General features: G+C 63.4%; 11 protein-coding genes. 6 read left to right on the forward strand and 5 right to left on the reverse strand.

The window, feature by feature from the left end; all coding sequences use genetic code 11:
- The first annotated feature begins 29 nt into the window (after positions 1-29).
- Entirely contained in the window at positions 30-2,216 is a 2,187-nt protein-coding gene (locus WF331_RS01275) for a patatin-like phospholipase family protein (protein WP_016498460.1), read from the forward strand.
- Between the two features lie 33 nt (positions 2,217-2,249).
- Here the strand turns inward: WF331_RS01275 and WF331_RS01280 are convergent, their stop codons facing one another.
- Both WF331_RS01280 and recQ read right to left on the reverse strand, forming a co-directional pair.
- Positions 2,250-2,687, reverse strand: coding sequence for a MarR family transcriptional regulator (locus WF331_RS01280; protein ID WP_016498459.1), 438 nt, complete (start codon positions 2,685-2,687; stop codon positions 2,250-2,252).
- Between the two features lie 150 nt (positions 2,688-2,837).
- Positions 2,838-4,985 (reverse strand): DNA helicase RecQ, encoded by a 2,148-nt coding sequence (recQ, locus tag WF331_RS01285; RefSeq protein WP_016498458.1) that lies wholly within the window; start codon positions 4,983-4,985, stop codon positions 2,838-2,840.
- Positions 4,986-5,230: 245 nt separating this feature from the next.
- Between recQ and WF331_RS01290 the strand changes: the two genes are divergently transcribed.
- The 3 genes from WF331_RS01290 to WF331_RS01300 all read left to right on the forward strand — a co-directional run bounded on the left by WF331_RS01290 (position 5,231) and on the right by WF331_RS01300 (position 7,861).
- Entirely contained in the window at positions 5,231-5,818 is a 588-nt protein-coding gene (locus tag WF331_RS01290; protein WP_010955200.1) for a YecA/YgfB family protein, read from the forward strand.
- Positions 5,819-5,825: 7 nt separating this feature from the next.
- Positions 5,826-6,191: a YbaN family protein gene (locus tag WF331_RS01295; RefSeq protein ID WP_016498457.1), complete on the forward strand. Its 366-nt coding sequence runs from the start codon at positions 5,826-5,828 to the stop codon at positions 6,189-6,191.
- Between the two features lie 311 nt (positions 6,192-6,502).
- Complete coding sequence (locus WF331_RS01300) at positions 6,503-7,861, forward strand: TolC family outer membrane protein (protein WP_019471164.1); 1,359 nt, start codon at positions 6,503-6,505, stop codon at positions 7,859-7,861.
- Positions 7,862-8,030: 169 nt separating this feature from the next.
- Here the strand turns inward: WF331_RS01300 and WF331_RS01305 are convergent, their stop codons facing one another.
- The 3 genes from WF331_RS01305 to WF331_RS01315 form a co-directional block, all read right to left on the reverse strand.
- On the reverse strand, positions 8,031-8,630 hold the full coding sequence (locus tag WF331_RS01305) for a tRNA-uridine aminocarboxypropyltransferase (protein WP_284359770.1): 600 nt from the start codon (positions 8,628-8,630) through the stop codon (positions 8,031-8,033).
- Between the two features lie 150 nt (positions 8,631-8,780).
- A complete protein-coding gene (locus tag WF331_RS01310; protein ID WP_284359772.1) occupies positions 8,781-10,346 on the reverse strand; it encodes a methyl-accepting chemotaxis protein in 1,566 nt (521 codons plus the stop codon).
- A gap of 136 nt (positions 10,347-10,482) precedes the next feature.
- Entirely contained in the window at positions 10,483-11,376 is an 894-nt protein-coding gene (locus WF331_RS01315; RefSeq protein WP_016498453.1) for a LysR family transcriptional regulator, read from the reverse strand.
- Positions 11,377-11,601: 225 nt separating this feature from the next.
- On the opposite strand from WF331_RS01315, the gene speB reads away from it, so the two are divergent.
- Positions 11,602-12,552: an agmatinase gene (gene speB, locus WF331_RS01320; RefSeq protein WP_016498452.1), complete on the forward strand. Its 951-nt coding sequence runs from the start codon at positions 11,602-11,604 to the stop codon at positions 12,550-12,552.
- Positions 12,553-12,684: 132 nt separating this feature from the next.
- On the forward strand, positions 12,685-14,064 hold the full coding sequence (locus tag WF331_RS01325; RefSeq protein WP_016498451.1) for a sodium:solute symporter: 1,380 nt from the start codon (positions 12,685-12,687) through the stop codon (positions 14,062-14,064).
- Positions 14,065-14,105: the final 41 nt, after the last annotated feature.

Here is a 14,105-nt window from a genome sequence, read left to right on the forward strand (position 1 = left end):
GGTCTTTAGCCCACGGTTTGAGACTCACGATGCACCGTTTGCTGTTCTGTTTCCTGCTTGCCCTTACCGCCTTCACTGCCGCCGCCGCAGAACCTGCCAGGCCCAAGGTCGGCCTGGTGTTGTCTGGCGGTGCAGCCCGCGGCCTGGCCCACATCGGCGTGCTCAAGGCGCTGGAGGAACAGGGCGTGCGCATCGACGCCATCGCCGGCACCAGCATGGGCGCAGTAGTCGGCGGGCTGTATGCATCGGGCTACAGTGTCGAAGAGCTGGAAAAACTCGCCACCACCCTCGACTGGCAACAGGCGCTGTCCGATGCCCCGCCGCGCAAGGACGTGCCGTTCCGGCGCAAGCAGGATGACCGCGACTTCCTGGTCAAGCAGAAGCTCAGCTTTCGTGACGACGGCAGCCTGGGCCTGCCGCTGGGGGTAATCCAGGGCCAGAACCTGTCACTGCTGCTGGAAAGCAAACTGGCGCACACCGCCGACACCCGCGACTTCGACAAACTGCCCATACCCTTCCGCGCGGTGGCCACCGACATCGCCAGCGGCGAAAAAGTGGTATTCCGCCGCGGTCACCTGCCCCAGGTAATCCGTGCCAGCATGTCGATCCCCGCCGTGTTCGCCCCGGTCGAACTGGACGGCCGCCTGCTGGTGGACGGCGGCATGGTCGACAACATCCCGGTGGACGTGGCCCGGGAAATGGGCGTGGACCTGGCCATCGTGGTCGACATTGGTACCCCGCTGCGCGATCGCAAGCAATTACTGACCGTGGTTGACGTGCTCAATCAGTCGATCACCCTGATGACCCGGCGCAATTCGGAAGAACAACTGGCCAGCCTGCACCGTGACGACATCCTCATCCAGCCATCGCTGACTGCCTTCGGCGTGACCGACTTCGGCCGTGCACGGGACATGATCGACGCCGGTTACCGCGCCACCCGGCTGCTCGACCCACGCCTTGCCGCCCTGCGCCAGCCCGAGGGCGACAGCAGCCTGGCCGTGGCCCGCTCGCCGCGCCAGCGCACGCCGGTAATCACTGCGATCCGGATCGAAAACGACTCCAAGGTCAGCGATGACGTGATCCGCTCGTACATCCGTCAGCCGATCGACGCACCGCTGGAGCTGGACCGCCTGCAGACCGACATGGGCACGCTGTACGGCCTGGACTACTTCGACCGGGTGCAGTACCGCGTGGTGCACAAGGGCAACGACAACACCCTGGTGATCAACGCTCGCGGTAGACGCGGCGGCACCGACTACCTGCGCCTGGGCCTGAACCTGTCGGACGACCTGCGCGGTGACAGTGCCTTCAACCTGGGCGCCAGCTACCGGGTCAACGGCATCAACAGCCTGGGTGCCGAATGGCTGACCCGTGGCCAGATCGGCGACCAGCAAGAACTGTACAGCGAGTTCTACCAGCCGCTGGACGTGGGTTCACGCTACTTCATCGCGCCGTACCTGGACGTCAGCTCACAGAATATCGAAGCCACCCTGGACAACGACCCCGTCGCCGAGTACCGCCTGGAGCGCTACGGCTTTGGCCTGAACGTCGGGCGGCAGATTGGCACCAACGGTGAAGTACGCCTGGGCGTGGGCAAGGCCTGGGGCGAGGCCGAAGTGCGCATCGGCGACCAGGACCTGCCCAAGGTCAGCTTCAATGAAGGCTTCTATGAGCTGAAATACTCGTTCGACACCCTCGACAACGTGTATTTCCCGCACAGCGGTGAGGACATCAGCCTGACCTTGCGCAAGTACGACAAGTCGCTGGACTCTGACCAGGATTACCGGCAGTGGCTGTTCAACCTGGACAAGGCAATCAGCAGCGGGCCGAACACGTTCGTGCTGGGCGGGCGCTACGGCCGCACGCTGGATGACACCGAAGTGGTGACATCGAGCTTCGTGATGGGTGGGGCGCGTGAGCTGTCAGGCTTCCGCCAGGACTCGGTATCGGGGCAGAACGTGAGCCTGCTGCGCATGGTCTACTACCGCAGGCTGACGCCACGGGCCTACGTACCGCTGGACTTCCCGCTGTACATCGGCGGGTCGCTGGAGCGTGGGCGCGTGTGGAACAACGACAACGAGTTCGACAGTGGCTACATCAACGCGGCGAGTATCTTCCTGGGGCTGGAGACGCCGCTGGGGCCGCTGAACCTCAGCTATGGCACTAACAGTGCACATCAGCAGGCGGTGTACCTGAACCTTGGGCATACTTTCTGAATCGTCGGGGGCTGCTTTGCAGCCCCAGGAGCCTCAGGATTTTTCGAGGTTGGCCAGGATCGTGGCATGCACGCGCATGCACACCTGCAACTCTGCCTCGTCCACCCCGGTAAACAGCTCCACCCGCAGTTGATTGGCGATGGTTTCGATCTGGTCGATCAGCGGCTTGGCCGGCGGGCACAGCAAGATCTTCTTGGCTCGCCGGTCTTCTAACACGGCCTGCCGGCGCACCAGCCCTTGGGCTTCCAGGCTGTCGAGCAGGCGCGCCAGGGTCGGGCCTTCGACGCCCACGCTCTGGGCCAGCTCACGCTGGGTGGGGGCTTCTTCGAACCGCGCCAGGTGCAGCAACACCAGCCAGCGCGCCTGGGACAGGTTCAGCCCGGCCAGGCGGCGGTCCAGCTCGGCACGCCAGCCCCGGGACATCTGGGCCAGCTGCATGCCGAAGCGGTGTTGGTTGTCGGTCAGGGGCATAAGCAACTCATTGAAAAGATCTAATTGTTAGGCAGCTAACCATGACCTGCCCCACGAGGCAAGGCTCGCGCCCTCCTCATTGTTCGATAATCGTCAAAAAGCATGACAAAGGTCAGCAGATGGCGGTTCTGCCCTCGATCTGCATGCCAGTCACATCTCGAACTCGGCCGCCAGCGCCGCACGCACGCAATACAGCACACCCTCCGGCACACGGCCCGCAAACTGCGGCGCAATGGCCGACACCGGCGGCAGCTCGCCCTCGCCATCCAGGAAGGCATCCTGCACTTCCATCAGCAGGTCTTCCGGCAGGTCGAGGGCCTGGTCGAGGCTCAGCTCCTGGCGGCCCAGCGCCTCGGCCAGCAGGCTATACACGTTCTTCTCGCTGCAGTTGAGCTGCCCGGCGATCTGCGCCGGGGTCATGCCGGCCCGGGCCAGGCTGACCAGTTCGTGGCGCAGGTCGAGCACCACTTTCGGCGCCTCTTCGGTGCCACCGCTGCTGTTCAGCACTTCGAGGAACGCCTGGCCGTAGCGTTCCAGCTTGCGCGCGCCCACACCGCTGACCTGGGCCATGTCGCTGAGGCTGACCGGCTGGCTGCGCAGCATTTCCAGCAGCGTCGAGTCGGGGAAGATGACATAGGGCGGCACACTGTGCTCCTCCGCCAGCTTGCGCCGCAGGGTACGCAGCGCTTCCCACAGCTCGCGCTCTTCGGCACGCACCAACTGGCTGGCAGGGCTGCCGCCACCGGACGACGAGGACTTGGCCGTGGTCTGCGGCTTGAGGTCGCGACGCAGTTGCAAGGTCACCTCGCCGCGCAGCAGCGGCCGGCAGCTGTCGGACAGGCGCAGCCCGCCGTAGCCTTCCAGGTCGATATCGACCAGGCCGCGCGCTACCAGTTGGCGGAACAGCGATCGCCATTCGACCTCGGCCAGGCCCTTGCCGACGCCGAACACCGACAGCTTCTCGTGGCCGAAATTGCGCACCTTCTCGTTGTCCTTGCCCAGCAGCACATCGACCAGGTGGCCCACGCCATAGCGCTGGCCCGTACGGAACACCGCCGACAGCGCCTGACGGGCCGGCTCGGTGGCGTCCCAGGTCTGGATGTTGTCTACACAGTTGTCGCAATGCCCGCACGGCTGTTCGAGGGTTTCGTCGAAATAGGCCAGCAGCGACTGGCGACGGCAGCGGGTTTCTTCGCACAGCGCCAGCATGGCGTCGAGCTTGTGCTGCTCGATGCGCTTGTGGCGCTCGTCACCTTCGGAGTTCTGCAGCATCTGCTTGAGCATCACCATGTCTTGCAGGCCGTAGGCCATCCAGGCATCGGATGGCAGGCCGTCACGGCCGGCACGGCCGGTTTCCTGGTAATAGGCCTCAAGCGACTTGGGCAGGTCGAGGTGGGCAACGAAGCGCACGTTGGGTTTGTCGATGCCCATGCCGAAGGCAATGGTGGCGACCATGATCAGCCCTTCCTCGTTGAGGAAGCGGTGCTGGTTGGCCGATCGGGTCTCGGCGGCCAGGCCAGCGTGGTACGGCAATGCCGGGAAGCCCTGTTCACAAAGGAAGGCAGCGGTTTCGTCGACCTTCTTGCGCGACAGGCAGTAGACAATGCCGGCGTTGCCGCGGCGCTCGCCGAGGAAGGCCATCAGCTGCTTGCGCGGCGCTTCCTTGGGTACGATGCGGTAGAAGATGTTCGGCCGGTCGAAGCTCGACAGGAAGCGCTCGGCGCCTTGCAGGTGCAGGCGCTGGACGATCTCTTCGCGGGTTCGCATGTCGGCGGTGGCGGTCAGCGCGATGCGCGGCACATGCGGGAACAGCTCGGCCAACTGCCCCAGTTGCAGGTATTCGGGGCGGAAATCGTGGCCCCATTGCGACACGCAGTGCGCCTCGTCGATGGCAAACAGCGAGATATCCAGCTCGCGCAGGAAGTCGAGCATACGCGGCTGCACCAGGCGCTCGGGCGCCAGGTACAGCATCTTCACTTCGCCACGGCGCAGGCGCCCGGCCAGTTCACGCTGCTGCTCCGCCGTCAGGGTCGAGTTCAGCGCGGCGGCCGATACACCCAGTTCGTCCAGCGTGGCGACCTGGTCGTCCATCAGCGCAATCAGCGGCGAGACCACTACCGTCAGGCCCGGGCGCAGCAGCCCCGGCACCTGGAAACACAGCGACTTGCCGCCACCGGTGGGCATCAGCACCAGGGCGTCGCCGCCATTGGCCACGCATTCGATGATTGCTGCCTGGCGCCCACGGAAACTGTCGTAGCCGAAAATGTCCTTGAGAACGCGCTGAGCCTGTTCGAGCATGTGCAACTCCACAAATCGCCGTACCATCCTGGATACAGGCTGGACGAAAAACCCGCTCCGCACACGCCAAATGCGTAAGCGGTTTTTGCCAGGCGCCGATAAAATCCGCCCCTGGATGAAAAATCGCGGAGTATACCGCAGCACTGCACCGCACAGGGCACCACGGCGATAGACGTTCCCTTTACCCCGCTACCCTTGCTTGGTGCTAGAATTCGGTATCGTTTATTCCCCAAGGTAGCCCTGTAATGTCCTTCGCCGAGCAACTGACCCGCCTGCAAGCCTTCCTCGACGCCGACGAGCTGCACGAAGAGGCGCTGGACTACGTCGCCGCCCACGGCTACCTCACCGCCCTGTCGATCAACGCCGAGGACGTGCCCGAGCGCGAATGGATCGATGCCCTGTTCGCCGAAGAGCCGCACTACGCCAGCGAGGCCCAGCGCACCGAAATCGAAGCCACCCTGGTGGCGTTGAAAGCGCACATTGCCCGCCAGCTGGCCAGCGACGAAGAATTCGACCTGCCATGCGACCTGGACCTGACCGACGAGCCGGACGATTCCGACCTGCGCGGCTGGTGCATCGGCTTCATGGAAGGCGTGTTCCTGCGTGAAGAGGCCTGGTTCGAGAACGCCGAAGAAGAAGTCAGCGAGATGCTGCTGCCGATCATGGTTGGCTCGGGCCTGTTCGACGAACAGCCAGAGTTCGCTGACATCGCCAGCAATGCCAACCTGCAGGACGACATGATCGTACAGATCCCCGAGGCGCTGAGCGCACTGTTCCTGCTGCTGCACGCTCCTGACGAAAAACCGGCGCTGCTCAAGCCACGCCACCACTAAGTCGCCTGTGCGCTACCTGCTGCTGGCCATCGGCTGGCTCAGCGTTGCGCTGGGGGTGTTGGGGATTTTCCTTCCGGTATTGCCCACCACCCCGTTCCTGCTATTGGCGGCGGCCTGCTTTGCCCGCAGCTCGCCGCGCTTTCACCACTGGCTGGTCCATCACCCCAAGCTCGGGCCGTGGATCCGCGACTACCTTAGTGGTGAAGGCATCCCCCTCAAGGGCAAGGTCTACGCCATCGGCCTGATGTGGGCCAGCATCGGCCTGTCGTGCTATCTGGTGCCCCTGTTCTGGGCGCGCGCCTTCATGTTGACCAGCGCCGTGCTGGTAAGCCTGTATATCGTCAGACAGAAAACCCTGCACACGCGAAAGTGACATTTTTTTGTCGCCAAATATCACTTTCGCCTAACTGAGGTTTTCTTTATCCGAAATGGTTCTGTAACCGCATAAAAGCCTTGTAAATACTGGGTTTAGCGGCTTATTGCTCGTTTGCCCTCGACATATATTGTCGTCATTGTTAGACAATATATGTCTTATATGGCAATTTGATATGAATAAATCTTCTTATCTATCGCGTTGAATGTACTTAGCTGTGTTGTTAAAAACCTGCAACACTATACGCGATAATTTTTCGTCATTTTTTTGGCGAGCAGCAGGATCAATTCCAGGATCAGGGAGATGTACCCATGCGCGTTTTGAACCCCATCACCAGTGCATTACTGTTGGCCCTGGCGAGTGCCAACGTACAGGCGATGTCGATCACCGAGGCCGTCCAGAGCGCCGTGGACTACCACCCGCAGGTCAGCTCCAATCGCAACAGCAAGCTGTCGGCCGATGAAGACGTCAAGTTTGCGCGTGGTGGCTACTACCCTTCCGTGGATTTGGTTGCTGGCTATGGCCGCCAGCGTTCGGACAACGCTACCACCCGTGCCGAGGGTAACCACAATAAGGAAACCCTCAACTACACCCAGTCCGAGCTGCGCCTGCGGCAGATGATTTTCGACGGTTTCAACACCGCGAACGAAGTGGGCCGCACCGAAGCGGTGTCCACCTCCCGCGCCTACTACACCCAGGCCGTTGCCCAGGATGTTGCCCTGCGTGCGATCGAGGTGTACCTGGAAGTGCTCAAGCGCCGCGAGCTGGTGACCCTGGCCAAGAACAACCTGCAAGCTCACCTGCGCGTCAACGACCAGATCGGCCTGCGTAACGAGCGCGGCGTCGGCAGCACCGCCGACCTTGACCAGTCCCGCGCACGTCGCGCCCTGGCGGAAAACAACCTGGACACCGCCGAAGTCGACCTGGCCGATGCCGAGGCCAACTTCTTCAGCGTGGTCGGCCGTGCCCCGGACGAGCTGGAAAGCCCGGCGACCATCAAGGGCGAGGTGCCTGAGACCCTCGACGGCGCGCGCGACAGCATGCGCCAGAACAACCCTTACATCAAATCCGCCCAGGCTGACGTCAACGCCGCCGAGCAGCAATACGAAGTCGGCAAGTCGACCTTCTACCCGCGCTTCGACGCCATTCTGGCAACCGGTGCCAATAACAACACCGGCGGCGAAAAAGGCCACAACAACAACGACTGGCAGGCCGGTGTAGAGATGAACTACAACCTGTTCCGCGGCGGCAGCGACAAGGCCCGCCTGCAGTCTGACGCGCACAAGATCAACCAGGCCCTGGACATCCGCAACAACGCCCTGCGTGAGCTGACCGAAAACCTGAGCCTGGCGTGGAACGCCATGAACAACGCCAGCAAGCAGCTGCCGACCGCGCGTGAATACGCCGAGACCACCAAGCGCGTGCGTGCCGCCTACCAGGACCAGTTCGGTCTGGGCCAGCGTACCCTGCTGGACGTACTGGACAGTGAGAACGAGCTGTACAACGCCGACCGTCGCTACACCGAAGTACGCTACACCGAGGAGTTCTCGCGCTACCGCGTGCTGGCGACCATGGGTGAGCTGCTGAGCAAACAGCGTATTTCGCTGCCGCCAGAGGCGCTGGCTACCACCGAGGTGCGTACCGAGGCGCGTTTGCCTGAGATGCGTTGATCCGCTTTAGATTTTGGGGCCGCTTTGCGGCCCTTTCGCCGGCAAGCCAGCTCCCACAGTTACTGCATAGGCTTCAAACTTTGTGCAGTTGCCTGTGGGAATAAAAGCATGAGCCTGGCACTGTAACTGTGGGAGCTGGCTTGCCGGCGATAGGGCCCTCACGGCCACCTCAACCCTCACCATGGTTACGCTGGAACGTCTCCACCCCCATGGCCCTGATCTGCCCCTCGATCAACGCTTCGAACGGCGCCAGCAGTGCATCGAAGCAGGCCGGTTGCTCCAGCGCATTCAAAGCCCCCACCACCGCCTCGATAGTCGACAGCGCCCCCGCCTCCGGCGCCTTGCGCAGCCGATAACGCGAAGGTGCGACTGCCCCCAGCGTCACCCGTGGCAACCCCTCCAGTAGCGGGTTCATGTACAGCAGCTTGCGCGCCTTGCGCCAGGTGCCGTCGGGCACGATCAGCAGCAACGGTGTGTCATCGTTCTTGCCATAGACCGTCAGCACCTGAGCGTCATCGCCCGGGAACAGCAGGGCCGGCCGATAGCCAGGCATTGCCAGCCATTCAGCCAGGTCATCGAAAACCTCGCCTACCCGCAGCTCGGCATTGTTCAGCCCAAGGGCAGCAAGGCGCGCAGTGTTCAGGGCATGGGCGGTTTCACTGGGGTGCTGCAGCAGGATGACGCGGGTGCGGCTGTCGAGCGCGGGGATCAGTGGGCAGAGGCAATGGTCGAGCGGGCGCTGGCAGCGCTCGCAGCGGGGTCTGGGCATGGGGTTCTCCTTGGCGGGAACAGTTTGCCACAGAACCGCGGCCCGCTTTGCGGGCCATTCGCAGCACAAGGCTGCTCCTACAGGAGATCGCGCTGGCTTTGTAGGAGCAGCCTTGTGCTGCGAATGGGCCGCAAAGCGACCCCAGCGATCTCAGCGGTTGAAGCGCTCCGCCAAGCTATGCAGGTACTCGGCCATGCGCTCCAGGTCCTGGCTGATTTCTGCCCCCTGCCTGGCCTGCCCGGCACTCTGGTCACACAGCTGGGCAATCCTCACGATCTGCTGGTTGATGTCCTCGGCCACATGGCTCTGCTGCTCCGACGCCGTCGCCATCTGCTGGCTCATGCCGGTGATGCGGCTGACCGCCTGGGCAATGCCGCTCAAGGCCGCCTGCACCGCCTCGACGCTGTGCACGCTGTCCCGCGAGATCTGTTCACCCCGGTTGGCGGTGCTCACCGCCCGCTCTGCTCCTGCGCGCAACGAGGCAATGATGTGGTGAATCTCATCGGTGGATGCGCGGGTCCGCTGGGCCAGCGAACGCACTTCATCGGCTACCACGGCAAACCCCCGCCCCTGCTCACCTGCGCGTGCCGCCTCGATGGCAGCGTTGAGCGCCAGCAGGTTGGTCTGCTCGGCTATCGAGGTAATCACATCGACCACGCTGCCGATGGACTGGGTCTGCTCGGCCAGCGCATTGACCGCCTGACCGATGTCGTTGACGGCATCACTCATGCTGCCCATGGCTTTAAGGCTTCGCAGCGCCAGCTCGCTGCCCTGCTGCGCCAGCTGGTCGGCATCGCCGGCCGCATGCGCCGTGCTTTGCACGTTGTGGGTGACCTGCTGGATGGTCGCCGCCATCTGCGCAATGGCCGTGGCCGACTGGTCGGTCTCGCTGCGCTGGCGGTCGAGCATCTGCGCCTGGGCATCGGACAGATCGGACGACTGCGCGGCCCGCGACTTCACCCCGACCCCGGCGTCCACCAGGCGGGTCAGGGCTGTTTGCAGGCGCGCTTCCTCGCTGATGATGGCCAGGTCCAGCTGGCCCAGCAGGCCCGGGTTGTCGCTGTAGGTCAGCGCCACCAACGGGCTGGTGAAGGCTTTCGGGTGCTCGGCCAACGTGCGGCGGATAGCCTGGTTCTGCCGGTGCTCGACCAGGTACCAGGCCAGCAGCAGGCTCGCCATCAGGATCCCAAGCGCTGCATAGGGCGGCAGCCACAGGTAACCGGCCGCCGACAGCAGGCCCGCGCCGATCAGCGGCCAGCCATGGCCCAACCCATGCCCCAGCCGCGCGACCCACGGCACGGCTGCACGATCGGCCCGCAGGCGCGCATACAGCGCCTCGGCGCGGCGGATCTGCTCGCGCGTGGGTACCGAGCGCACCGACTCGTAACCACTGATGCGGCCCTGCTCGTAGATTGCCGTGACGTAGGCGCTGACCCAGTAGTAGTCGCCGTTCTTCGCCCGGTTCTTGACCACCCCCATCCACGGTTTGCCCTGCTTGATCGTCTCCCACATATGCCCGAACACCGATGGCGGCATATCCGGGTGGCGCACCAGGTTGTGGGGTTGGCCGACCAGCTCGTCGTAGGTAAACCCGCTGATCGCCACGAAGGCTTCGTTGCAGTAAGTGATGCGGCTGTTGAGGTCAGTCGTGGAAATCAGGCGTTGATCGCTGGAGAAGGTTCTTTCGTGCTCAGTGACGGGCAAATTCATGCGCATCTGGGCGATCCTTGCAGGATGAAATAAGGGAAAAATCATCAGCGCAAGTTGATATGTAGCAGAGCGCTATCAGGTTAGCGGTCAGCTTTTGCCGGAAATTAACACCGCCCGACGGAATGCATGAATGTGTCGCGCCTCAGCCCACGTTCAACTGGCTTTTGAGCAGGTCGCGGAAGGTCTGGATCAAGGGTTCACGGCTACGCCCACGGCGAATGATCAGCGAAAACGGGGCCTGGTAGCCGAAGGTTGACGGAGACAGCACGCGCAAGTCGCCCTTGTCGACCCAGGCCTGGGCGTAGTGCTCGGGCAGGTAGCCGATATAGGCCCCGGAAAGGATCAGGATCAACTGCGCTTCCATACTCTCCACCGTCGCCGCGCTGTGCTTGAAGCCATGCCGGGCCAGCTCGGCCTGGCTCCAGTAACCACGCCCGACCATGCGCTGCTGGGTCACCACCTGCTCGGGGATGCGACGCTCGTTATACAACGGGTGGCGGCTGCTGCAGTACAGCCAGTGCTGTTCACGGTACAACGGCTGGTAGAGCAGGCCGCTCATGCGCGAGGAGAACGCACCAATGGCCAGGTCCAGGCGGTTGTCCTGCACCCCCAGTTGCAGCTCGTAAGGGCTGGACACCGACAGGTGCAGGTGCACCGCCGGGTGCTCCTGGCTGTAGGCGCCGATGGCTTCGGCCAGCGGCAAGGCCCGGTCGCCGACCGTGGAGTCGATAACCCCGAGGTTGAGGGTGCCACGCAACTCGCCCTTGAGGGCAGCGGCATACTGCTCGAAGCCATCCAGTTCGGCCAGAAGCCGCAGGGTTTCCTGGTGGAACAGCTCGCCCTTGCTGGTCAGGCTGAAACCGCCACGGCCGCGGTGGCACAGCACGATGCCCAGCGCGCCTTCCAACTGGCTCATGTAGGTGCTGATGGCCGAGGTCGACAGGTTCAGCTCGCGCTGCGCGTTGGCGAAGCCCTGGTGGCGCGCCACGCTGATGAAGATGCGCAGCAGTTTCAGGTCGGGCAATGTCGAGGCCATGGTGCAACGGTTCCGCAAGGGTATTTGCGCGCAGTCTAACCGCTCTGCCGGCCTTTAGTTCAGAAATTCCTGAACTAAGTATTTGTCGGTAGCGATTCTTCCGCGGCACTACCTTGAGCAGACTTGGCCGAAATGTCCCTGCCCGCCGGCAAAACCACACTTGAAAGGCGCGCGGCGGCACAGGTTCGAACAAACAAAACAATCGACCGACTGATGAGGCCCACCGTGGACAAGACTCTCCACCAACCACTGGGCGGCAACGAAATGCCGCGTTTCGGCGGCATCGCCACCATGCTCCGTCTCCCCCACCTGCAAAGTGCCCAAGGCCTGGATGCTGCCTTCATCGGCGTGCCCCTGGACATCGGTACCTCGCTGCGCTCTGGCACCCGCTTCGGCCCACGGCAGATCCGCGCCGAATCGGTGATGATCCGCCCGTACAACATGGCCACCGGTGCCGCCCCGTTCGACTCGCTGTCGGTGGCCGACATCGGTGACGTGGCGATCAACACCTTCAACCTGCTGGACGCCGTGCGCATCATCGAAGAAGCGTATGACGAGATCGTCGAGCACAACGTCATCCCGATGACCCTGGGCGGTGACCACACCATCACCCTGCCGATCCTGCGTGCGCTGCACAAGAAGCACGGCAAGATCGGCCTGGTGCACATCGATGCCCACGCCGACGTCAACGACCACATGTTCGGCGAAAAGATCGCCCACGGCACCACCTTCCGCCGCGCCGTGGAAGAAGGCCTGCTTGATTGCGACCGCGTGGTACAGATCGGCCTGCGCGCCCAGGGCTACACCGCCGATGACTTCAACTGGAGCCGCCGCCAGGGCTTCCGCGTGGTTCAGGCCGAAGAGTGCTGGCACAAATCGCTGGAGCCACTGATGGCCGAAGTCCGGGAAAAGGTCGGCGGCGGCCCGGTTTACCTGTCGTTCGACATCGACGGCATCGACCCGGCCTGGGCGCCCGGTACCGGCACTCCGGAAATCGGCGGCTTGACCACCATCCAGGCGATGGAGATCATTCGCGGCTGCCACGGCCTGGACCTGATCGGCTGTGACCTCGTCGAAGTCTCCCCGCCTTACGACACCACCGGCAACACCTCGCTGCTCGGCGCCAACCTGCTGTTCGAGATGCTCTGCGTGCTACCAGGCGTCGTGCGTCGTTAATACCGCTACACCCCGGCAGGAGCCATGAGGGAGGGCCACAGAGGCCCGCCAACAACACGACAAGACCGCCGGGCGCCGCAAGCCGCCCGCGTGGTCGATCTCGCCATAATAAAGATAATCGGGAGACCCCCAATGGCCTTGGACATCATTGTTGTAATGATCTATACCGCCGGCATGCTCGGGCTTGGCTGGTATGGCATGCGGCGCGCAAAAACCCATGAAGACTACCTGGTAGCCGGACGCAATCTGGGCCCTGTGCTGTACATGGGCACCATGGCCACCACCGTGCTCGGTGGCGCTTCCACCGTCGGCACCGTGCGCCTGGGCTACGTCCACGGCATCTCCGGCTTCTGGCTGTGCGCAGCCCTGGGCCTGGGCATCATCGCCATCAACCTGTTCCTGGCCAAACCGTTGCTGCGCCTGCGCATCTTCACCGTGACCCAGGTGCTTGAGCAACGCTACAACCCCACCGCACGCCAGGCCAGCGCCGTGATCATGCTGGCTTACGCACTGATGATCGGCGTCACCTCGACCCTGGCCATGGCCACCGTATTGCAGGTGCTGCTGGACCTGCCGTTCTGGGCTTCGCTGCTGCTCGGCGGCGGTGTGGTGGTGCTGTACTCCACCATTGGCGGCATGTGGTCGCTGACCCTGACCGACATCGTCCAGTTCGTGATCAAGACCGTCGGCCTGATGTTCATCCTGCTGCCGGTGTGCCTGTACAAGGCCGGTGGCTGGGACACCCTGGTGGCCAAACTGCCAGCGGCCAGCTTCCAGCTGACCACCATTGGCTGGGACACCATCATCACCTACTTCCTGATCTACTTCTTCGGCATCCTCATCGGCCAGGATATCTGGCAGCGGGTGTTCACCGCGCGTGACGAAAAGGTCTGCCAGCGTGCCGGTACCGTTGCCGGTGTGTACTGTGTGGTGTACGGCCTGGCCTGCGCCGCCATCGGCATGGCCGCGCATGTGCTGATGCCCGACCTGGCCAACCCGAACAACGCCTTTGCCGAGATGATCAAAAGCACCCTGCCCGATGGCATCCGTGGCCTGCTGATGGCCGCAGCCCTGGCAGCCATGATGTCCACCGCCAGTGCCGGCCTGCTGGCCGCCTCGACCACCGTGACCGAAGACCTGCTGCCCAAGCTGCGTGGCGGCAAGCAGTCGAGCCTGGGCATGAGCCGCCTGTTCACCCTGCTCACCGGCCTGGTAGTGCTGGGCATCGCGCTGATGGTGAACGATGTGATCAATGCACTGACCCTGGCCTACAACCTGTTGGTCGGTGGCATGCTGATCCCGCTGATCGGGGCGATCTTCTGGAAGCGTGCGACCACCGCCGGCGCGATTGCCAGCATGTCGCTGGGCTTTGCCACCGCGCTGCTGTTCATGTTCAAGGACGGGCTGGAAGCCAACACGCCGATCTACTACAGCCTGGCGATCGGCTTGGTGAGCTTCGTAGCGGTTAGCCTGATGTCACGCAAACCAGTCGGTGCGGTGAATCTGGCCTGACCATTAGCCTGAAGCGGCTCTATCGCCGGCAAGCCAGCTCC

Origin of the sequence: Pseudomonas sp. YNh (assembly GCF_037993085.1) — a bacterium.
GTDB classification, from domain to species: domain Bacteria; phylum Pseudomonadota; class Gammaproteobacteria; order Pseudomonadales; family Pseudomonadaceae; genus Aquipseudomonas; species Aquipseudomonas putida.

Excerpts from the sequence above, each read along its gene's own strand:
- WF331_RS01275 (WP_016498460.1), top strand. The coding sequence starts at position 30 with ATGCACCGTTTGCTGTTCTGTTTCCTGCTTGCCCTTACCGCCTTCACT.
- WF331_RS01280 (WP_016498459.1), bottom strand. The coding sequence starts at position 2,687 with ATGCCCCTGACCGACAACCAACACCGCTTCGGCATGCAGCTGGCCCAG.
- recQ (WP_016498458.1), bottom strand. The coding sequence starts at position 4,985 with ATGCTCGAACAGGCTCAGCGCGTTCTCAAGGACATTTTCGGCTACGAC.
- WF331_RS01290 (WP_010955200.1), top strand. The coding sequence starts at position 5,231 with ATGTCCTTCGCCGAGCAACTGACCCGCCTGCAAGCCTTCCTCGACGCC.
- WF331_RS01300 (WP_019471164.1), top strand. The coding sequence starts at position 6,503 with ATGCGCGTTTTGAACCCCATCACCAGTGCATTACTGTTGGCCCTGGCG.
- WF331_RS01305 (WP_284359770.1), bottom strand. The coding sequence starts at position 8,630 with ATGCCCAGACCCCGCTGCGAGCGCTGCCAGCGCCCGCTCGACCATTGC.
- WF331_RS01310 (WP_284359772.1), bottom strand. The coding sequence starts at position 10,346 with ATGCGCATGAATTTGCCCGTCACTGAGCACGAAAGAACCTTCTCCAGC.
- WF331_RS01315 (WP_016498453.1), bottom strand. The coding sequence starts at position 11,376 with ATGGCCTCGACATTGCCCGACCTGAAACTGCTGCGCATCTTCATCAGC.
- WF331_RS01325 (WP_016498451.1), top strand. The coding sequence starts at position 12,685 with ATGGCCTTGGACATCATTGTTGTAATGATCTATACCGCCGGCATGCTC.